At 69.3% G+C, this 19,077-nt stretch carries 18 protein-coding genes; 8 read left to right on the plus strand and 10 right to left on the minus strand.

The features are described from left to right. Positions 1–82: 82 nt before the first annotated feature. Entirely contained in the window at positions 83–772 is a 690-nt protein-coding gene (locus NBW77_RS19035; RefSeq protein WP_165486121.1) for a TetR/AcrR family transcriptional regulator, read from the minus strand. A gap of 124 nt (positions 773–896) precedes the next feature. Further along, entirely contained in the window at positions 897–2,369 is a 1,473-nt protein-coding gene (locus tag NBW77_RS19040; RefSeq protein WP_250280097.1) for an MFS transporter, read from the minus strand. 322 nt (positions 2,370–2,691) lie between these two features. On the opposite strand from NBW77_RS19040, the gene NBW77_RS19045 reads away from it, so the two are divergent. Then, on the plus strand, positions 2,692–3,345 hold the full coding sequence (locus tag NBW77_RS19045) for an acyl-CoA-like ligand-binding transcription factor (protein WP_165486122.1): 654 nt from the start codon (positions 2,692–2,694) through the stop codon (positions 3,343–3,345). Positions 3,346–3,449: 104 nt separating this feature from the next. Here the strand turns inward: NBW77_RS19045 and NBW77_RS19050 are convergent, their stop codons facing one another. Next, a complete protein-coding gene (locus NBW77_RS19050; RefSeq protein WP_250280098.1) occupies positions 3,450–3,932 on the minus strand; it encodes a MarR family winged helix-turn-helix transcriptional regulator in 483 nt (160 codons plus the stop codon). A 120-nt stretch (positions 3,933–4,052) separates the two neighbouring features. On the opposite strand from NBW77_RS19050, the gene NBW77_RS19055 reads away from it, so the two are divergent. After that, a complete protein-coding gene (locus tag NBW77_RS19055; RefSeq protein ID WP_165486124.1) occupies positions 4,053–4,628 on the plus strand; it encodes a YceI family protein in 576 nt (191 codons plus the stop codon). A 179-nt stretch (positions 4,629–4,807) separates the two neighbouring features. Here the strand turns inward: NBW77_RS19055 and NBW77_RS19060 are convergent, their stop codons facing one another. Further along, positions 4,808–5,404, minus strand: coding sequence for a TetR/AcrR family transcriptional regulator (locus NBW77_RS19060; RefSeq protein ID WP_250280099.1), 597 nt, complete (start codon positions 5,402–5,404; stop codon positions 4,808–4,810). A 261-nt stretch (positions 5,405–5,665) separates the two neighbouring features. Here NBW77_RS19060 and NBW77_RS19065 point away from each other — a divergent pair, with 261 nt between their 5' ends. Genes NBW77_RS19065 through NBW77_RS19085 form a run of 5 tightly spaced genes read left to right on the plus strand, consistent with a single transcriptional unit; the run spans position 5,666 to position 11,922 of the window. Further along, positions 5,666–7,291 carry a carboxyl transferase domain-containing protein gene (locus NBW77_RS19065; RefSeq protein ID WP_131747069.1) on the plus strand — a complete coding sequence of 542 codons (1,626 nt, stop codon included), beginning with the start codon at positions 5,666–5,668 and terminating at the stop codon, positions 7,289–7,291. A gap of 5 nt (positions 7,292–7,296) precedes the next feature. Then, the gene (locus NBW77_RS19070) at positions 7,297–9,345 is read left to right on the plus strand and encodes an ATP-binding protein (protein ID WP_250280100.1); all 2,049 of its coding nucleotides are present in this window, start codon (positions 7,297–7,299) and stop codon (positions 9,343–9,345) included. After that, complete coding sequence (locus NBW77_RS19075; RefSeq protein WP_131747070.1) at positions 9,338–10,504, plus strand: acyl-CoA dehydrogenase family protein; 1,167 nt, start codon at positions 9,338–9,340, stop codon at positions 10,502–10,504. Before NBW77_RS19070 ends, NBW77_RS19075 begins: the two co-directional genes overlap by 8 nt. A gap of 45 nt (positions 10,505–10,549) precedes the next feature. Then, the gene (locus NBW77_RS19080; RefSeq protein ID WP_250280101.1) at positions 10,550–11,098 is read left to right on the plus strand and encodes a MaoC family dehydratase; all 549 of its coding nucleotides are present in this window, start codon (positions 10,550–10,552) and stop codon (positions 11,096–11,098) included. Continuing rightward, on the plus strand, positions 11,095–11,922 hold the full coding sequence (locus NBW77_RS19085) for an HpcH/HpaI aldolase/citrate lyase family protein (protein ID WP_250280102.1): 828 nt from the start codon (positions 11,095–11,097) through the stop codon (positions 11,920–11,922). Before NBW77_RS19080 ends, NBW77_RS19085 begins: the two co-directional genes overlap by 4 nt. Before the next feature lie 55 nt (positions 11,923–11,977). On the opposite strand, the gene NBW77_RS19090 is transcribed toward NBW77_RS19085, so the two are convergent. Further along, positions 11,978–12,577 (minus strand): TetR-like C-terminal domain-containing protein, encoded by a 600-nt coding sequence (locus NBW77_RS19090; RefSeq protein ID WP_131747071.1) that lies wholly within the window; start codon positions 12,575–12,577, stop codon positions 11,978–11,980. A gap of 234 nt (positions 12,578–12,811) precedes the next feature. On the opposite strand from NBW77_RS19090, the gene NBW77_RS19095 reads away from it, so the two are divergent. Further along, the gene (locus NBW77_RS19095; RefSeq protein ID WP_131747072.1) at positions 12,812–13,348 is read left to right on the plus strand and encodes a glutathione peroxidase; all 537 of its coding nucleotides are present in this window, start codon (positions 12,812–12,814) and stop codon (positions 13,346–13,348) included. A 126-nt stretch (positions 13,349–13,474) separates the two neighbouring features. On the opposite strand, the gene NBW77_RS19100 is transcribed toward NBW77_RS19095, so the two are convergent. From NBW77_RS19100 to hisD, 5 genes are all read right to left on the minus strand, one after another. After that, positions 13,475–14,695, minus strand: coding sequence for a cytochrome P450 (locus NBW77_RS19100; RefSeq protein ID WP_175324724.1), 1,221 nt, complete (start codon positions 14,693–14,695; stop codon positions 13,475–13,477). Positions 14,696–15,193: 498 nt separating this feature from the next. After that, positions 15,194–15,802, minus strand: a complete 609-nt coding sequence (gene hisH / locus NBW77_RS19105) for an imidazole glycerol phosphate synthase subunit HisH (protein ID WP_131747073.1) — start codon at positions 15,800–15,802, stop codon at positions 15,194–15,196. 13 nt (positions 15,803–15,815) lie between these two features. Continuing rightward, complete coding sequence (hisB, locus tag NBW77_RS19110; RefSeq protein ID WP_131747074.1) at positions 15,816–16,403, minus strand: imidazoleglycerol-phosphate dehydratase HisB; 588 nt, start codon at positions 16,401–16,403, stop codon at positions 15,816–15,818. Positions 16,404–16,408: 5 nt separating this feature from the next. Then, positions 16,409–17,659, minus strand: a complete 1,251-nt coding sequence (locus NBW77_RS19115; protein WP_131747075.1) for a histidinol-phosphate transaminase — start codon at positions 17,657–17,659, stop codon at positions 16,409–16,411. Next, a complete protein-coding gene (hisD, locus tag NBW77_RS19120; protein ID WP_131747076.1) occupies positions 17,656–18,951 on the minus strand; it encodes a histidinol dehydrogenase in 1,296 nt (431 codons plus the stop codon). Before hisD ends, NBW77_RS19115 begins: the two co-directional genes overlap by 4 nt. Between the last annotated feature and the right edge of the window lie 126 nt (positions 18,952–19,077).

Here is a 19,077-nt window from a genome sequence, read left to right on the forward strand (position 1 = left end):
CCTGATAAGGGCACCAAGACGTTCCTATACGAACTGGCTGTCGTCCCAGGCAGCAGATCCACGAAAGCTCGCCGGAGCAGGCCTATTTGTCGGCCACCGTACGCCGACGACGCGTACCCGCCCGGGCAGACCCGCCATCGGCATCAAAATCGGCGATGTCCGCCCACGACAGCTCGTCACCGGAGCCCACCGGCGCGTCGACGCCGCACCTGCCCGCCCCGCGGCCGAGGAGACGATCGACCACCTGGTCCAACGCGTCCAGGGACTGCAGCCCGTTCTGGGGGTTGACCTGGGCATACGAGAAGCTCAGCCGGAGCAGGATCTCCGCCACCGACCACGGGTCGATCCTGGGAAGGTCGGACTGGTCGTCCGAGGCCGCGGAGGCCAGCGCCTTCGCGACCGGTTCGACGAACTTGTCGAACCGGTCGTTGAGGAAATCCCGGACCAGGTTCGGCTCATGGTCGAGAAGCCGCTCGTACGGCGCCCACCGACCGAAGTCGAGGACTGCCCCGATCACCACCCGTACCCGGTCGTCAAGAGCCGGACTGGCCGCGACGCGCTCCGCGACCGCCCGCTCGAAGGCCTCCTGCACGTAGTCGGCCAGCGAATCCAGCAGCTCTGCCTTCGTCGTGAAATAGCGGTAGAGCGTACCGCGGGAGACACCGGCCTGTGTGCTGACATCCGTCATCGACAGCTTCCGCAGACCGTGGCGGGCCAGCGCCGACAGCGCGCCCTCCTGGATGCGGGTCAGGACATCGGAAGTCTCCCTCATGAATCGCATCATAGTTGATGAACAGTTCTTGTTACTCCTGACCGGCAACGGCTGGCCTGACAGCTCCTTCCACAGCCTGTCAGGGCGCCGGCCAAGGGATACAGCCCGGCTTCGGATGCCGCGCTCAGGCGGCCCGAGCCGGGACAGCGGCGACATCCTTGCCCGAGCCCCGCTGCGCCGGCGCCCCGGCTTCCAGCAGGCCGGGGCGTGGCCGCCGACCGGGTACCGAGGACGCGACCAGCGCGGCGATCAGAAAACCGACCGCGATGACGGCCCAGGCGGCCGAGTAGCCGGCCTCGCGGGGAAACGCTCCGGCAGCGGTGCCGGAAGCGACGACGCTCGTGGTGACGGTGGTTCCGATCGAACCGCCGATCGTCCGGATGTTGTTGTTCATACCCGACGCGACCCCGGTCTGGTGAACCGGGACCACTTCCACGACGAGCTGTGACATGGAGGAGAACCCGAAGCCGATACCGGTGCCGAACAGCGCGGTTGCCACGTAGATCAGCGCACTGTGGTTGTGACCGACGACGAGGATGACCGAACCGCCGGCGCCGATCAGGGCTCCGCCGATCAGGACCGCCTTCGCGCCGAACCTGAGGCACAACACCGAGGAGATGACGCTGGCGATCAGGATGAACATGGTGGACGGCAGCAGGTACAGTCCGGCCTGGAACATACTCGCGCCGAACCCGTAGCCGGCCGATGTCGGCGTCTCCATGAACTGCGGATTGATCATTACCATCGAGAACACGGCGAAGCCGAACACCAGCGCCGTGACGTTGGTCCGGAAGACGGTGGGAACGCGCATCATCCGCATGTCGACCACAGGATGGGCAGCGCGCCGCTCGGTCACGATCCAGGCCAGTACGAGCAGCGCCGCGCCGACGAACAGAGCCAGCACATCCGGCGACGTCCAACCCCGGATCGGTCCCTGGCTGATCCCGAACAGCAATGCGGTTAGCCAGCCGGCCAGCAGCAGACCACCCGGCCAGGAGACGCCACCCGCCGGGTACTTTCCCGACTCCGGGATAACCATGATTGCTGCGACGAGCGCGACCACGATGACAGCGGCCGGCAACCAGAACAACCAGTGATAGCTGAGGTGGGTCACGATCGGGCCTGCGGCGGTGATACCAAGCCCGGCGCCGGCACCGAGCATCGCAGACAGAATGCCGATCCTGCTCCCGACCTTCTCGCGCGGGAAGATGTCCCGGATGAGGCCGAACGCCAGCGGGAAGATCGCTCCCGCGACACCCTGCATCACCCGCCCGGCGATCATCATGGGCAGCGAGGTCGCCATGGCGGCGATCAGGCTCCCGCTCCCGAAGGCGGCGAGCGTGCAGACGAGCAGCCGCTTCTTGCCGAAAGCGTCGCCCAACCGGCCCAGGATGGGTGTGGCCACCGATGCGCTCAACAGGAAGGCGGTCATGACCCAGGTCCGGCCGACCGGGCCGGTGTGCAGCTCACGGCCGATCTCCGGCAGCGCCGGTGACACCATCGAGGCTTGTAACGAGTACGTCAGCCCGACCAGGCTGAGAACTCCGAAGACCGACGCCGTGGAGGCTCGCCGACCGGTCGCCGTCAGGTTCGTCATGGGCCTCTCCCCCGCCGTCCCCCCGGGTCAGCGCCTTCGGGCACACAACGTCCGCGGCAACCACGAGGAAGCGAGTCCCACCCTGGGACTCGGTTTCACAAAAATACCGCGTATCACCGAAAGGACAACCAGGAGAAACCGTGACCTACGCTTCATCGACGGGCGTAAGCGCGAGTGCATCATGGCGGTATGGGAGATCATTACCCCTCGGGATCGCGACAAAGGTGATCCCGGAACCACCCACAAACCCGCCATCGACGCAGGGGTCCCCGTGTCGCGCCGGAGGCGCTTTACGGGGAGACCCCACGGGACAGGTGACCAGATGATGTCGACGGACAGCACGAACGGATCCACTGCGGTCGGGCTGCGCGAACGACTCCGGCAGACCGTCAGGAGCGAACTGTCCAGGATCGCCATGCAGATGTTCCTGGAACGCGGGTTCGACGCAACCACGATCGACGAGATCGCTGCCGCCGCCGGTATCTCCCGCAGCACCTTCTTCCGTCATTTCGCGAAGAAGGAGGATGTCATCCTGGCACGGCTGGAGGCCCGCGCGGAGACCCTGCGCGCTGCCGCGCTGGCCAGGCCGGCCTGCGAACCGCCGTTGAGGGTTGCCCGCGAAGCGCTGGCACCGCTGGTCGATTCGTTTGCCGAAGACCGGGCACGCTCGATCGCCCTCGGCCGACTCGTCGCCGACACCCCGTCACTACGCGCCCGCGAGCTGCACAAATACCTGTACTGGCGGTCGGCCCTTGCCGAGGTGCTGGCCGGCCGGCTCGGTACCGACCCGGACACGGACATGCGGCCGTCCCTCATCGCCTCCGTCGCCGTCAACGCCTTTGACGTCGCGCTGCGCACCTGGCGCAACACGGACTCGGGGGTCGAACTGGGAGACCTGGTGGACGACGCGTTCGCCACCCTTGCCGCGGACTTCGCGGCGGCCTTCGGCGGGGGCGGTACGCCCGAGAAACGGTAGCCGCCTGTCTGCCTCCGTCCCGCAATATCCCTGCGGCCGGCTCCAGGTACCGTGGATCCGGCTGCGGCCTGTGGCGACCCGCGGGGTGTTGGCGGGGCGCCGCCTCACATCTTCGGCGTGGCTTCCAGCTCCGTTTCAAGCAGGTCCATGGCTTTGACGAAGCTGGCCCGTTCCTCAGGGCTGAGCTGCTCCAGCACGCGGACGATCGGGCCGGCGGCGGCGCGCAGCCATTCCTCGACGGTCGCCCGCTGCTCGGGAACGATCGTGACGATCGTCCGCCGCCGGTCCGCGGGGTCGCTGCGCCGCTGGACGAACCCAACCCGCTCCAGTTCCGCGACGATCCCGCTGGCCGTGGCCAGCGTGAGACCGAGCCGCCCGGCGAGGCACCCGACGGTCAGCTGATCATCCTGCAGGAGCGAGAGCGCCGAGGCGTGCCGGGAACCGAGCGTGCACTCGACGCTTGTCGCCGTCACGTCAGAACGCCGACGCAGGCCATGCATGACCCTCGGGAGCAGGAGCAGGAGCTGGCGCATCCCCTCCGGCACTGTGCACTCGTGCTGCCACCGCGACCGTGTTTGACGCTTCACATATCCCGCCGTAATCTCTTCGGACATCCGAAGTATTCGGGTTTCCAAAGTATTCAGGGTTGACCCTACGCGGTTGCAGCCCCTACCCACACAAAGATCATAATGCCAGGAGGACGAACAGTGGCTACAGTGGACAGACCCACCCCCGCGGCGGTCGGTGGCCAGCCGGTCGCCGCCTTCGTGGCCGGCGGTTCGGCAACCGGCACCTGGACGCTGGACCCGGCCAGCAGCCGGGTGGAGTTCCACTCCAAGAGCATGTGGGGGATGGCGAAGATACACGGCCACTTCACCTCCGTGGGCGGCAAGGGCTCGGTCGGCCCCAGCGGTACCGCCACCGGTGAACTCACCATCGAAGCGTCCTCCCTCGACACCAAGCACAAGAAACGCGACACCCATCTCCGTTCGAAGGACTTCTTCGACGTCACCCAGTACCCCACGATCACATACACGGTGGACAGGATCTCGCCGCTGGACGGAAACCGGGTCGAGGTCCTGGGTGTGCTGACGGTCCGTGGGCAGAGTCAGCCCCTGCCGTTCACCGCAACGGTTACCAACGCGACCGCCGACGCCGTGGCGATCGAGGCGGAACTGGACGTCGACCGGTCCCGGTTCGGGATTGGATGGAGCCCGATGAAGGTGGCCTCGATGAACAACCGGATCGTGGTGAGCGCGCACTTCCGTCGGGCCGACCGCTGACCGGTCAGACAGTTCACCCGACGCGGGCGATGTCGTCGATGTCGTGGTCTTCCCTCATGGCGGGGCGGTTCATCTGACGTAGGTGGCCGCGGGAGCGCCTGTAGGCATCCCGAAAGGCAACACACCTGTGCGCTTCATCTCGGAGACGACCTCGAACGGCCGCCCCGGACTACCGGAAGTCAGCGATGGTCACCGTGGGCTGCCCGCAGGCTCATCTCCCGCAGGATGGCCGCCATCATCTCGCGGTCCACCTCTGTGGCGCTGTGTGGAGTGGAGTTCAGCAGTCCGAACAACGCGTGCGCCCGCGCGCGGCTCTCCGCGACGCCGAGGCGGCAGTCGATCTGACGCAGGACGGACGCCCATATCTCGACGTAGGCGCGCTGGAGCCGGCGGACGCGGTGGCCGTCCGGCCGTGGGAGGCTGGCGAGGTCGCGGTCCTGGACAATGATGAGGTACGGCTCGTCGATGGCGAACGCGATGTGTAACGCGATCAGACGTTCGAGTGCGTCGTGCGGGGTCCGGCTCGTGCGCACCGCTGTTGCACCGTCGGCGTGGAGCCGTTCGCTGATGCCGATGAGCATCGCCGCGAGGATGGCGCTCTTACTGGGGAAGTGCCGGTAGATACCCGGACCGCTGATGCCGACGGCGGCGCCGAGCTGTTCGATGCTCACCCCGTGGAATCCGTGGGTGGCGAACAGCCGCGCAGCCTCCCGCAGGATGTCCTCCCGGCGGGAGGAGGTCCGCGCCGCCCCGGGGCGAGCGGTTGCCGCAGACACCCATGATCCTCTCTGCCCGCGCGAAGGATCGCGATCTTCGGAAGAATCGTCCCTGCCGATGTGAGGAGATCCTAACTTTCAACGTCCTGGACGAGGGTGAGGCGAGGTACCGACCTCACCACATCCCCTCGCAGTATGCCATGACTCCGAAACGGACACCTTCCGCGACGGATATGCCCGTGCTAGCGTGACAGTTGTTGTTAGTGATCCTTAACATTCTTGATGTAGATCATGAATCTTCACCCGTCTCGGGAGGACCACATGACCGCGCGCCCCGGCGACGTCCGGCTGGCGGCCCGCGTTGACACGCCGAGTGCGCAGGCTGTCCGTAACGCGGCGGCGCACCGGACGTTGGTCGCCCAGCTACGGTCCGCTGTGGCTGTGGCCGCCCGCGGTGGGTCGCAGGAGGCCCGGCGACGCCATGTGGGCCGGGGGAAGTTGTTGCCTCGGGAGCGGATCGACACCCTGCTCGACCGGGGTAGCCCGTTTCTGGAGCTGTCGCCGCTGGCCGCGTACGGCATGTATGGCGACGAGGCGCCGGGCGCGGGGATCATCACCGGGATCGGGCGGGTGTCGGGCCGCGAATGCGTGGTGGTGGCGAACGACGCCACGGTCAAGGGCGGCACCTACTACCCCGTCACGGTCAAGAAGCACCTGCGGGCGCAGGAGGTGGCGCTGCACAACCGGCTGCCCTGCATCTACCTCGTCGACTCCGGGGGGGCGTTCCTGCCGTTGCAGGACGAGGTGTTTCCTGACCGGGAACACTTCGGGCGGATCTTCTACAATCAGGCGACGATGTCGGCGGCGGGCATCCCGCAGATCGCCGCGGTGCTGGGTTCGTGTACGGCCGGGGGGGCCTACGTGCCGGCGATGAGCGATGAGGCCGTGATCGTACGGGACCAGGGGACGATCTTCCTGGGCGGCCCACCGCTGGTGCGTGCCGCGACCGGGGAGGTCGTCTCGGCGGAGGACCTCGGCGGCGGATTGTTGCACAGCAAGGTCTCCGGGGTCACCGACCACCTCGCCGACGACGACGCCGACGCGCTGCGCCGGGTGCGTACGATCATGGCCGGTCTGGCCCCCCGGGCGCCCCGGCCCTGGGAGGTCGTCCCGGTGCGGGAACCGGCCGCCGACCCGTCCGAGCTGTACGCGGTGGTGCCCACCGACAGCCGCATCCCCTACGACGTGCGCGAGGTGATCGCCCGCATCGTCGACGGCAGCCGATTCACCGAGTTCAAGCGCGAGTACGGCCCGACGCTGGTCACCGGCACCGCCCGGCTGCACGGCCACCCGGTCGGCATCGTGGCGAACAACGGGGTGCTGTTCAGCGAGTCCGCGCTCAAGGGCGCGCATTTCATCGAACTGTGCGACCAGCGGCGGATCCCGCTGGTATTCCTGCAGAACATCACCGGGTTCATGGTCGGCCGGGAATTCGAGGCCGGTGGGATCGCCAAGCACGGCGCCAAGATGGTCACCGCCGTCGCCTGCGCACGGGTGCCGAAGTTCACCGTCGTGATCGGCGGTTCCTTCGGCGCCGGTAACTACTCGATGTGCGGACGCGCCTACTCCCCCCGCTTCCTGTGGATGTGGCCGAACGCGCGGATCTCGGTGATGGGCGGCGAACAGGCCGCCTCCGTCCTCGCGACCGTACGCCGCGAGCAGTTGGAGAACCGGGGTGCGTCCTGGAGCCCCGAGGCGCAGGAGGCGTTCGCCGCGCCGATCCGCGAACAGTACGAGCGTCAGGGCAGCCCCTACTACTCGACGGCCCGGCTGTGGGACGACGGCGTGATCGACCCTCTCGACACCCGGGCCACGCTGGGCCTGGCCCTGTCGGTGGCGGCGAACGCGCCGCTGGAACCTGTCCGCTACGGCGTCTTCCGGATGTGAGCGCGATGCCAGCCACCCTGTTCGAGACCGTGCTGGTCGCCAACCGCGGGGAGATCGCGGTCCGCGTGATCCGCACACTGCGGGCGCTCGGCATCCGCTCGGTCGCCGTCCACAGCGACGCCGACGCCGACGCCCGGCACGTACGGGAGGCCGACGAGGCGGTGTGTATCGGCCCGGCGCCGGCACGGCTGTCCTACCTGTCAGCGCGGCGCCTGCTCGACGCGGCCCGGCTGACCGGGGCGCAGGCGGTCCATCCCGGTTACGGCTTCCTGGCCGAAAACGTCGCGTTCGTGCGCGCCTGTGCCGATGCGGGGCTGGTCTTCATCGGGCCGTCCGCGCACGCCGTGGACGTGATGGGCGACAAGATCCGCGCCAAGCAGGCGGTCGCCGCCGTGGGTGTCCCGGTGGTGCCCGGTCGCGGCGAGCCGGGGATGAGCGACGCCGACCTGCTCGCCGCCGCGGCCGAGGTCGGCTATCCCGTGCTGGTCAAGCCGTCCGCCGGTGGGGGCGGCAAGGGGATGCGGCTGGTCACCAACCCGGCGACGTTGCCCGGCGAGCTCGCCGCCGCCCGCCGTGAGGCGGCCGCGTCCTTCGGCGACGACACCCTGTTCCTCGAACGGTTCGTCAACCGGCCACGCCACATCGAGGTGCAGGTCCTCGCCGACACGCACGGCACCGTCGTCCACCTCGGCGAGCGGGAATGCAGCCTGCAACGCCGCCACCAGAAGATCGTCGAGGAGACGCCGTCGGCGCTGCTCGACCCCGCGACCCGGGTTCGCATCGGCGCGGCCGCGGTCGAGGTCGCCCGCGCCGTGGACTACACCGGCGCGGGCACCGTGGAGTTCATCGTCGGCGCCGACGCCCCGGAACGCTTCTTCTTCATGGAGATGAACACCCGGCTGCAGGTCGAGCACCCCATCACCGAGATGGTCACCGGGATCGACCTTGTCGCCGAGCAGATCCGGATCGCCGCCGGCCGGCCACTGTCGATGGTCCAGGACGACGTGCGCCTGACCGGGCACGCGATCGAGGCGCGGATCTACGCCGAGGACCCCGCCCGCGGCTTCCTACCGACCGGCGGCACCGCCCTGCTGCTGGCCGAACCCGTCGGCGACGGCGTCCGCGTCGACTCCGGCATCGTCGAAGGGCAGCGGGTGGGAACCGACTACGACCCCATGCTCGCCAAGGTGATCGCCTGGGGGCCGGACCGGGCGGTCGCGCTCGCGCGGCTGGACGCCGCGCTCGCCCGCACAGCTGTTCTCGGCGTCCCGACCAACATCGCCTTCGCCCGGGCGTTGCTCGCCCATCCCGACGTGGTCGCAGGACACCTCGACACCGGTCTGGTCGAACGCGAACTCGACAGGCTCGTCGACAGCGACGTCCCCCCCGACGCCCCCGACGCCCTCGCCGCCTACGGCCTGGCGCGGCTGGCCGAAGCACAACCGCCCGGCCCGGTGGTCGACCCCTGGGACGTCCCCAACGGCTGGCGCGCTGGCGGCTCGCCGGCCCCGCTGGTCTGGCGGGTGGTCCTGCCCGGCGGCGGCACCACCGAAGTCGCCGTAACCGGCACCCCGACGGCCGCCGCCGTCAGCGTTGACGGCGGCGAGCCCCGACCCGCCGCTGTGCGCGCCGTCGGCGACGACGGACGCGAGCTGCTGGTCACCGTCGACGGGCGGAGCCGGCGCTGGTGGTACGCCCGCGACGAGGCGACCCGCTGGCTCGGAGCCGGCGGGGCTGCCTGGCCGCTCGCCCAGGCCGACCCCGCCACCCGCGACGGGACGACCGCGGACGGCGTCGCCGAGGTCCGCAGCCCGATGCCCGGCACCGTCATCGCGGTCCACGTCACCGCCGGCGAGCAGGTCACCGCCGGCCAGCCACTGATCATTGTCGAGGCGATGAAGATGGAACACACCCTCGCCGCCCCGCGGGACGGCCATGTCAAGGACCTGCTCGTGCACACCGGCGAACAGGTCAGGATCGACCAGGTACTCGCCGTCGTGGACACGGACGAGCCTGCCAGCACCTCGACAAACCGGGAGACACCCGATGCCTGACACCCGGCTGACCGAGGAGCAGGAGTCCCTGCGCCGCACCGTTGCCGAGTTCGCCCGCGAGGTCGTCGCCCCGGTGGCGGCCAAACACGACGAGGAGAAGACCTTTCCGTACGAGGTCGTCGCCGGCATGGCCAAGATGGGCCTGTTCGGGCTGCCCTTCCCCGAGTCCTACGGCGGGATGGGCGGCGATTTCTTCACGCTGTGCCTGGCCATCGAGGAACTCGCCCGGGTCGACTCGTCGATCGCGATCACTCTGGAGGCCGGCTGCTCGCTCGGCGCGATGCCGATCTACCGGTTCGGCACCGAGGAACAGAAGCGCGAGTGGCTGCCGACACTGTGCTCGGGCGAGACGCTCGGCGCGTTCGGCCTGACCGAACCCGAAGCGGGCAGCGACGCCGGCGGCACCCGCACGACCGCACGCCTGGACGACGGCACATGGGTGATCAACGGTTCCAAGGCGTTCATCACCAACTCCGGCACCGACATCACCCGGCTGGTCACGGTCACCGCCGTCACCGCCACCAGCAGCGACGACCGGAACACGGCCGGGACAAAGGAGATCAGCACCATCCTGGTGCCGGTCCCGACCCCCGGCTTCACCGCGGAGCCGGCGTACTCCAAGGTCGGCTGGCACGCCAGTGACACCCACCCGCTGACTCTCGTCGACGTGCGGGTGCCCGAGGCCAACCTGCTCGGCGAGCGGGGCCGCGGCTACGCGAACTTCCTGTCCATCCTCGACGAGGGCAGGATCGCCATCGCGGCGCTCGCCGTCGGGCTCGCGCAGGCGTGTGTCGACGAGTCGGTGGTCTACGCCCGCCAGCGCCACGCGTTCGGCCGGCCGATCGGCGCCAACCAGGCAATCTCCTTCAAGATCGCCGAAATGGAGGCGCGCACCCACGTCGCCCGCACCGCCTACTACGACGCAGCCGCGCGCATGGCCACCGGCCTCCCGTTCAAGAAGGAGGCGGCTATCGCGAAGCTGGTCAGCAGCGAGGCCGCCGTGACCAACGCCCGCGAGGCGACCCAGATCCACGGCGGTTACGGCTTCATGAACGAATATCCCGTCGCACGCCACTGGCGGGACAGCAAGATCCTTGAGATCGGCGAGGGCACCAGCGAGGTACAGAAGATGCTCATCGCCCGTCACCTGGGCCTGTAGGGGCCGGTAACGCACACCTGACCAGCCCACCGATGGAGGTGAAGGATGGACGACACGACCGACCACCGCCGCCGCGTCGAGCAGCGCGGCCTGTGGTTCGACGAACTGGAGATCGGCGTGGTGTACGTGCACCGGCCCGGACGGACGGTAAGCGAAGCCGACAACACGCTGTTCACCACCCTGACGATGAATACGCAGGCGCTGCATCTCGACGAGGCGTGGAGCGCCACCCAGCCCTTCGGTCGCCGCCTGGTCAACAGCCTGTTCACGCTGTCGACCCTCGTCGGCCTGTCGGTGAGCCAGCTGACCCAGGGCACCACCGTGGCCAACCTGGGCTTTTCCGACGTCCGCTTTCCTGTGCCGGTCTTCCACGGCGACACCCTCTACGCCGAGACAACCGTGCTGGACAAGCGGCTGTCGGACAGCCGGCCGGGGCAGGGCGTGGTCACCTTCGAGCACACCGCACGCAACCAGCACGGCGAGGTGGCCGCGGTCGCCGTGCGTTCCGCGCTGATGCTGCGCTCGGACTCTGCCTCGGCGTCGGCGTCGGCGTCGGCATCGGCATCGGCATCGGCATCGGATGTGGGCCGGTGACCGACGATCTGCCCGGACCGGCTCTGTTGTTCTGCCCCGCCGACCGGCCCGACCGGTTCGCCAAGGCTGCCTCGGCCGCCGACGGCGTCATCCTCGACCTGGAGGACGGGGTGGCCGCCGCGGACAGGCCGCGGGCGCGCCAGGCGCTGCGCGAAACCCTCCTCGACCCGCTCCGCACAATCGTGCGGGTCAACCCCACCGGCACCGACGACCATGGCGAGGACCTCGTGGCCCTCGCCGACACCCCGTACACGACCGTCATGCTCGCCAAAGCCGAGACAGTCGACCAGGTGGCCGCCCTCGCGCCGCGGCGGGTCCTGGCGCTGTGCGAGACCCCGCGCGGTGTCCTGGCCGCACCCCAGATCGGCGCCACCGCCAACACCGCCGGCCTCATGTGGGGCGCCGAGGACCTCCTCGCCGCCCTCGGCGGCCGTTCGAGCCGCGACGCCGACGGACGCTACCGCGACGTCGCCGTGCATGCCCGGGCCGTTGTCCTGCTCGCGGCCGGAGCCCACCTCCGCGTCGCCGTCGACGCCGTCTACCTCGACATCCCGGACGGAGACGGACTCGCCCGCGAGGCGCAGGACGCCGCGGCCAGCGGGTTCACCGCAAAGGCCTGCATCCACCCGAGCCAGGTCGCCATCGTGCGCCACGCCTTCCTCCCCTCGGCGGACGAAGTGGCCTGGGCGCGGAGGGTACTCGAAGTGGCCGGGCGGTCGGCCGGGGTGTTCTCCTTCGAGGGCCGGATGGTCGACGCCCCCGTCCTGCGTCACGCCGAACACGTGCTGGCCAGCCACATACGCGGCGGCGGTACCCGCGCCTGATGTTCCCGGCGGCGGATGGTCGCTGGCACGGGTGGTGGCCTTCCTCACCCATTTCTCACCCGTTGTGGCGTGGACGCAGGCCGTCGAGGAGAACACTTACGATCTCTTCGCGGATGGAGACCGGGAGCACCGGCTCGAGGGAGAAGGACGCGCGCAGTACCGCGACGCCGGTGAGAGCCTCGGCGACCGTCGCAGAGTTGACATCGTTGCGGATCTCCCCACGGGCGGCGGCGTCGCGGAAGGCATCCTCGATCGCCGCGAGGCACCGGTCGATCGAGTCCCGTTTGAACGCCTGGTAGAGCTGGGGAAACTGTTCGATCTCCGCGACGCAGCGTTGCAGGATGCTGCGCCGCGGCTCGACGAACACCGCCGCGATCCCGTCGAGGAGAATCACCAGATCGTCGACGATCGTTCCGGTCCGCGGCGGGGTCAGACCTGCCGCCAGCGTGGACATCCCGGCCAGGATGAGATCTTCCCGCCGTGGCCAGCGGGCGTAGATGCTGCGTTTGGCGGCCTTGGCGCGGGCTGCCACCGACGTGACGCTGAACTCGGCGATCCCCTTGTCGGCCAGTTCCTCCACGGCGGCGGACAGCACCCGTGCGTCGACGGAGTCGTCACGGGGCCGCCCGCGGGGCCGCGACTCGGCTGGCACCATGACCCCACCGTATAGGTCACGGGGACAGTTGCATAATTCACCAGCACCGGTTAACGTCACCCCCACAGTCGCATAAATTGTGTGGAGCGGACCTCGACCGAAACGAGCCACAGCGCCCCACTCGACCACCCGGGGCCGCCACGCAGGCCGCGCGGCCTGCGACGACCAACGTTCGAACCTCCCCCTACAACCTCCCCCTACGACATCAACATCGACAAAATCCGGGAGAAAGCAGTGACGATTCATGATTTCACCGTCGCGGCCAGTGACGACACGCGTCAGTCACTCCACGACTACGCCGGTCGCGTGCTACTGATCGTCAACGTCGCCAGCAAGTGCGGCCTGACCCCCCAGTACGAGGGACTGGAAGAGCTCTACCGCGACACCCGCGACCGCGGTCTGGAAATCCTCGGTTTCCCCTGCAACCAGTTCGGCGGTCAGGAACCGGGCACCGACGCCGAGATCCAGGAGTTCTGCTCGACGCAGTTCAACGTCACCTTCCCGATCTTCCGGAAGATCGAGGTCAACGGCCCGGGCGCCGACCCCCTCTTCGCCTACCTGCGTGCTCAGGCACCCGGCGACTTCGGCCCCTCCTCGGGTTTTCTCTACGAGCACATCAAGGCCACCCAACCGGAAACGATCGGCACTGACGAGATCAAGTGGAACTTCACAAAATTCCTCGCCGACCGCGATGGAACGGTAATCCGACGCTACGAACCCACCGTCACCCCCCAGGAAATCCGCGCCGACCTGGAAAAAGTTCTCGACTGATGATTTCGTGATCTGATCCGATATGCCCGGAGGTCTGTTCGACGGGCCCGATCGACTGTCTGGGGATGGGTCCGACGTTCACTGGAGCCGATTCTCCGAGCGGAGGGGACGAGTATGGGGGCGGCGTCAGAGTGCGACGGAAATGCTGCTCCACCCACGTTGCACGAATGTGGGACGCCGGACGGGTGTGCCTGCGAGGGAAAGCCCGGGGAAACGCTCCATCAGGCTGCGCACCGCGATCGCCAGCTCCACCCGGGCCAGTGGCGCCCCCACGCAGAAGTGGACACCACCGCCGAAGGCGATGTGCGGATTCGGTTCCCGGCCGACGTCGAACTCGTCAGCCCGGTCGAAGACCTCGGGGTCGCGGTTGGCCGAACCGAGCAGGGCCGCGATCCGCTCCCCCGCCCGCACGACGATCCCGCCGATCTCGACGTCGACCGTCGCGGTCCGTTCGAACAGGTGCAGCGGCGAGTCGAACCGCAGGAACTCCTCCGCCGCCGTGGCGGCAAGCTCCGCCGGTCGTTGCGCCAGGCGCCGCTGCTGTTCGGGGTGGCTCAGCAACGCCACCACGCCGTTTCCGAGGCAGTTGACGCTGGCCTCATGCCCTGCGTTGAGCAGCACCACGACCGTGGCGACCAGCTCGTCCTCGGTCAACCGGTCACCCTCCTGCTCCGCCTGGGCGAGATGAGTGATCAGGTCGTCATGGGGACGACGGCGGCGCTCGGCCGCGAGTGCATGAACGTAGGCGCCGAACTGTGCTGCCGCACGACGTGCCGCAGCCTCCTGCGCCGGAGTGCGCTCGTACTCGTTCATCTTCACCAGATCCGCCGACCACGGACGCAGCAGATGCCGGTCGCTGTCAGGAATACCCAGCAGCTCCGCGATGACCATCACCGGAAGCGGCTCGGCGAACTCGGCGATCAGGTCGAACGGCTCGCCGTCCCGCGTCTTCGCCTCGATGGCGTCCAGGAGGGCCTGACACAGTTCATGGATGTGCGGACGCAGCCGTTCGATGTTGCCACGGGCGAACGCCTTACCGAGAAGCCCGCGCAGCCGGGTGTGTCGGGGCGGCTCACAACCCAGTACCGAGTCCCGCTCCAACTGGTTGAATCCGGCCCACAGATCCTCCGGCTGTCTCGGCTGGTAGATCCGGCCCAGCGCACGGTGGCGTACCACGGCGTCCGCGTCCCGATGCCTGGCCGCGAGCCACATTCCCAGCTGCTCGCTCCACAACGGGCGGCCGGCCGCCCGCAGCTCGGCGAAGACCGGGTACGGGTCACGAACAAGATCGGCATCGCGTGGGTCGAAACAGCCTGGATCGACATCAACCGGACGGGACGGGACCACCGACGGCTCCTTCCGGAGGCGAACACCCCCACCGGACCATCGAACCAGCGTGGACCGGCGCCGCGGGGGCAGACCCGTTCCTTTCCCGACCGGAGCGCCTGCCTGGTCGATCACGTCGCGAACCGGACGGTCAGCCCGACGTCGGAACGACCAAGGTCACGACAAGACCCAGAAGCGCCATGCCCAACCTGAAGGTGATGCCCGCGGACTGGTGGATGTCTCGTGCCGGCCCTCGCCGGTGACGTCCCGCCATTGCTGTCTCCCCTGGGCGCACGCACGCCGCTCACAATGATCAACCACGGGCATCGCCCATGAGCCCGCGACGGGTGTTTGCGCAGGCAGTGCCCATTGACCCACCGCCTGAGGCACCTACGGCGCACGACTCGCCGCGGCCTTCACTCTGTGGCGTGAGGTTGTCGCGACGTTGTCCGAACTGCTCCATTTGTAACGTCAGGACGGATCATTGAAACCATTGCCCGAGATGGCTGCGAGGCGGTTCTAGCGCAGGGTGTCCAGCCAGTTGGCGAGCAGGTGGCTCCCGGCGTCCCCGGACTTCTCCGGATGGAACTGGGTGGCGCACACCGGGCCTCGTTCCACGGCTGCGGCGAACGGCTCACCATGCTCGGCGACGGTGTCCCCCGGTTGCGGCCTGGCCGCATACGAGTGGACGAAGTAGAAGCGGGTGCCCTCCGCGATACCGTCGAACAGCACCGTGCCGGCCGGCGCGGTCACGGTGTTCCAGCCCATGTGTGGCAGGATCGGCGCGGCCAGGCGTCGCACCTCCCCCGCGAACACACCGAGCCCCGGGGTTCGCACGCCGTGCTCGTCCCCCAGCTCGTAGAGCACCTGCATGCCCACACAGATCCCGAGCACCGGCCGGCCCTGGGCGACCCGCTCGTGAACGACGGACGCCCCGCCGACCTCGGCGATCCCCCCCATGCACGCCGCGTAGGCACCCACCCCGGGAACCACCAGACCGTCCGCCCCGCGGGCGGCATCGATATCGGCCGTCACCGTCACGTCCGCACCGACCCGGGCGAGCGCCCGCTCGGCGCTGCGCAGGTTCCCCGATCCGTAGTCGAGGACGACCACCCGCGGGCCGCTCACCGACACTCCCCGCTCACAGCGCGCCCTTGGTGGACGGCACACCGATCACCCGCCCGTCGAGCGCCACCGCGTCCCGCAGCGCCCGCGCAACGGCCTTGAACTGGGCCTCGACCACATGGTGGGCGTTGCGGCCCGTGAGCACCCGCACGTGCAACGCGATCCGCGCCGACGCGGCTATCGACTCGAAGACGTGGCGGGTCAACGTCGTGTCGTAGGTGCCGATGAACTCGATCAGCTCCGGTTCGACGACCACGCAGTACGGCCGGCCGGACAGGTCCACCGCCGCCTGCACCAGTGCCTCGTCCAGCGGCACGAGCGCGTCACCGAACCGACGGATGCCGGTCTTGTCGCCGAGCGCCTCGTGCAGTGCCTCACCGAACGCGATCGAGGTGTCCTCAACCGTGTGGTGGGCGTCGATATGCAGGTCACCGCGGGTACGGACGGTCAGGTCAAACCCGCCGTGCTTGCCGAGTTGGCTGACCATGTGGTCGAAGAACGGAACCCCGGTCAGCGACGACGCCACACCCGTCCCGTCGAGATCCAGCTCGACGACGACATGCGACTCAAGGGTCTTGCGTTCGATCCGGGCTGTACGGCCCATCTGCGTCATCCCTTCCCGGTGCCGGGCAACCCGGCGGATGGCAGCCCGCCAGGTGGCGGCACCGCGCCGTCCACCGGTGTCACGACCCGCCCGGCCAGCAGCTCACGGATCGCGGCGAGGAACACCTCAACCTCACCGGGCAGGCCGGCGGTGACCCGCAGCCAACCATCCAGGCCGACGTCCCGGACGAGCACACCGGCGTCGAGCAGTCCCCGCCACACCGTCCGCTGATCGGCGAACCCCCCGAACAGGACGAAGTTCGCGTCGCTCGGCGCCACCGTGCATCCCATCGCGGTCAGCTCGACGTCGAGACGGTCACGCTGCGCCTTGACCGCCTCGACGGTGCCGAGCAGCTCGTCGGCGTGCGCGAGCGCGGTACGCGCGACCGCCTGCGTGAAGGTCGACAGGTGGTACGGCAGCCGCACGAGCTGCAACGCGTCGATGACACCCGGATGCGCGGCAAGGTAGCCGACCCGGGCTCCGGCGAGCGCGAACGCCTTGCTCATCGTCCGGGTCACCACCAGCCGCGGTTGCGCCGGCAGCAGGGTGAGAGCGCTCGCAACCCCGTCCCGCCGGAACTCGGCGTATGCCTCGTCCACCACTACCATGCCGGTACCGGTCTCAGCGACGGCCTGGCACGCGGCGACCACCACCTCCGTCGGCAGTGCGGTCCCGGTGGGGTTGTTCGGCGACGTGAGAAAAACCAGCGACGGCCGGTGCCTGCGGATCGCCGCGGCCACCGTGGCCGGGTCGAGGGTGAAGTCGGGCTCACGGTGCTCGCCGACCCAGCCGGTCGCGGTCGCCACCGCGATGAGTCGGTGCATCGAATATGACGGTTCGAAACCGAGCGCGACCCGTCCCGGCCCGCCGAATGCCTGGCACAGCTGCTGCAGGACCTCGTTGGATCCGTTCGCCGCCCACACCTGGTCGGTGCGCAGTCCGAAACCGGCGTCCGGGGTCAGGTAGTAGGCCAGATCCGCGCGCAGCGCCTCGGCATCACGGTCCGGGTAGCGGTTGGCCTCGGTGGCGGCAAGAGTCGCCGCCTTGCCCAGCGCGTCCACTAAACCGCTGGACGGCGGGTAGGGGTTCTCGTTGGTGTTCAGCAGCACCGGGACGTCGAGCTGCGGCGCGCCGTAGGGCACCATGCCCCGCAGGTCGTCACGCAAAGGCAGCTCGTCGAGGGTGAGCGGGCGTGCGGCACGCCCCCGAGCCTCGGATACGGGCTGGCCAAAGGCCGCGAAGTCGGACTCTGTCATCGGACACGCACCTCCACCGCGTCGACGTGGGCGATGAGATCCTCGGCGCCACCGAGCGCGGCGATCCGGGAAGCCACCTCGGTGAGAGCGTCACGATCGCACTCCACCACGTGAACCTGCCGTTGGAAAGCGGACACCGCGAGCCCGCCGCTGTACCGGGCGGTGCCGCCCGTCGGCAGGACGTGGTTGGAGCCGGCGAGATAGTCCCCGAGCGACACTGGCGCCCACGGCCCGACGAACACCGCCCCGGCGTTACGGACCCGGGCAGCGACCGCGGCCGGGTCCGCGGTCTGGATCTCCAGATGTTCGGCGGCCCAGGCGTTCACCACGGTCAGGCCCGCATCCACATCGTCGACCACGGCCGCCGCGCCCTGACCGGCCAGGGCCGCCTCCACCCGCTCGCGGTGGCGGGTGGCCGGCACCTGCTTGCCGAGTTCGACCTCGACCGCGTCGAGCAGTTCTACCGACGGGGTGACGAGCAGACAGGCGGCCATCGGGTCGTGCTCGGCCTGCCCGACCAGGTCGGCCGCGACGTATGCGGGGTCCGCGGTGTCGTCCGCGAGGATCGCGACCTCGGTCGGCCCGGCCTCGGCGTCCACCCCGACCAGGCCACGCAGCAGCCGTTTGGCGGCGGTCACGTAGATGTTGCCCGGCCCGGTCACCACATCCACAGCGGGGCAGCCGGACGTCCCGTGGGCGAACATGGCGATCGCCTGCGCGCCGCCCACGGCGTACACCTCGTCCACCCCCAGCAGGGCGCAGGCTGCGAGGACCGTCGGATGGGGCAGCCCGCCGAACTCCGCCTGTGGCGGCGAGGCCAGCGCGAGGGAGTCGACCCCGGCCTCCTGGGCCGGCACGACGTTCATCACCACGCTGCTCGGGTAGGCAACCCGCCCGCCCGGCACGTACAGTCCAACCCGTTCCACCGCGATCCAGCGTTCGGTGACCCGGGTGCCCGGCGCCACTTCTATGGTCACCGGGTCGCGGCGCTGCGCGCGGTGGACCAGGCGGGTGCGACGGATCGCCTCCTCAAGCGCGTCCCGTACAGCCGTGTCCAGGCCCGCGAGCGCGTCGGTGAGCGCGTCGGGCGCAACCCGCACCGTGGCCGGACGAACCCCGTCGAACCGCTCGCCCGCATCCAGGACCGCGGCGTCACCACGGTCACGCACGTCGTCACATACAGGACGAACCGCGTCCATGGCCGCGTCGACGTCTAGGGCCGCGCGGGGCAGCAGCCGACGCAGCTGCGCCGGCGAGGGAAGGCTTCCCCGCAGATCGAGCTTTCTGAGCACGATGACGAGAGTATCGGTACCCGGATGCGGTACGCCGACCTCAGTGGTGTCGGCCGTGGTCGCGGCAGCCGCGGCGGTGCGTGCGGGGGCCGCACCGGGTGCTGTGCGGCCGGCGCGGCCCCCGCC

The organism is Frankia sp. Cppng1_Ct_nod (assembly GCF_920656135.1).
GTDB lineage: Bacteria > Actinomycetota > Actinomycetes > Frankiales > Frankiaceae > Protofrankia > Protofrankia meridionalis.

Excerpts from the sequence above, each read along its gene's own strand:
- NBW77_RS19070 (WP_250280100.1), top strand. The coding sequence starts at position 7,297 with ATGCCAGCCACCCTGTTCGAGACCGTGCTGGTCGCCAACCGCGGGGAG.
- NBW77_RS19035 (WP_165486121.1), bottom strand. The coding sequence starts at position 772 with ATGAGGGAGACTTCCGATGTCCTGACCCGCATCCAGGAGGGCGCGCTG.
- NBW77_RS19040 (WP_250280097.1), bottom strand. The coding sequence starts at position 2,369 with ATGACGAACCTGACGGCGACCGGTCGGCGAGCCTCCACGGCGTCGGTC.
- NBW77_RS19045 (WP_165486122.1), top strand. The coding sequence starts at position 2,692 with ATGATGTCGACGGACAGCACGAACGGATCCACTGCGGTCGGGCTGCGC.
- NBW77_RS19065 (WP_131747069.1), top strand. The coding sequence starts at position 5,666 with ATGACCGCGCGCCCCGGCGACGTCCGGCTGGCGGCCCGCGTTGACACG.
- NBW77_RS19090 (WP_131747071.1), bottom strand. The coding sequence starts at position 12,577 with ATGGTGCCAGCCGAGTCGCGGCCCCGCGGGCGGCCCCGTGACGACTCC.
- NBW77_RS19115 (WP_131747075.1), bottom strand. The coding sequence starts at position 17,659 with ATGACAGAGTCCGACTTCGCGGCCTTTGGCCAGCCCGTATCCGAGGCT.
- NBW77_RS19080 (WP_250280101.1), top strand. The coding sequence starts at position 10,550 with ATGGACGACACGACCGACCACCGCCGCCGCGTCGAGCAGCGCGGCCTG.
- NBW77_RS19075 (WP_131747070.1), top strand. The coding sequence starts at position 9,338 with ATGCCTGACACCCGGCTGACCGAGGAGCAGGAGTCCCTGCGCCGCACC.
- hisB (WP_131747074.1), bottom strand. The coding sequence starts at position 16,403 with ATGGGCCGTACAGCCCGGATCGAACGCAAGACCCTTGAGTCGCATGTC.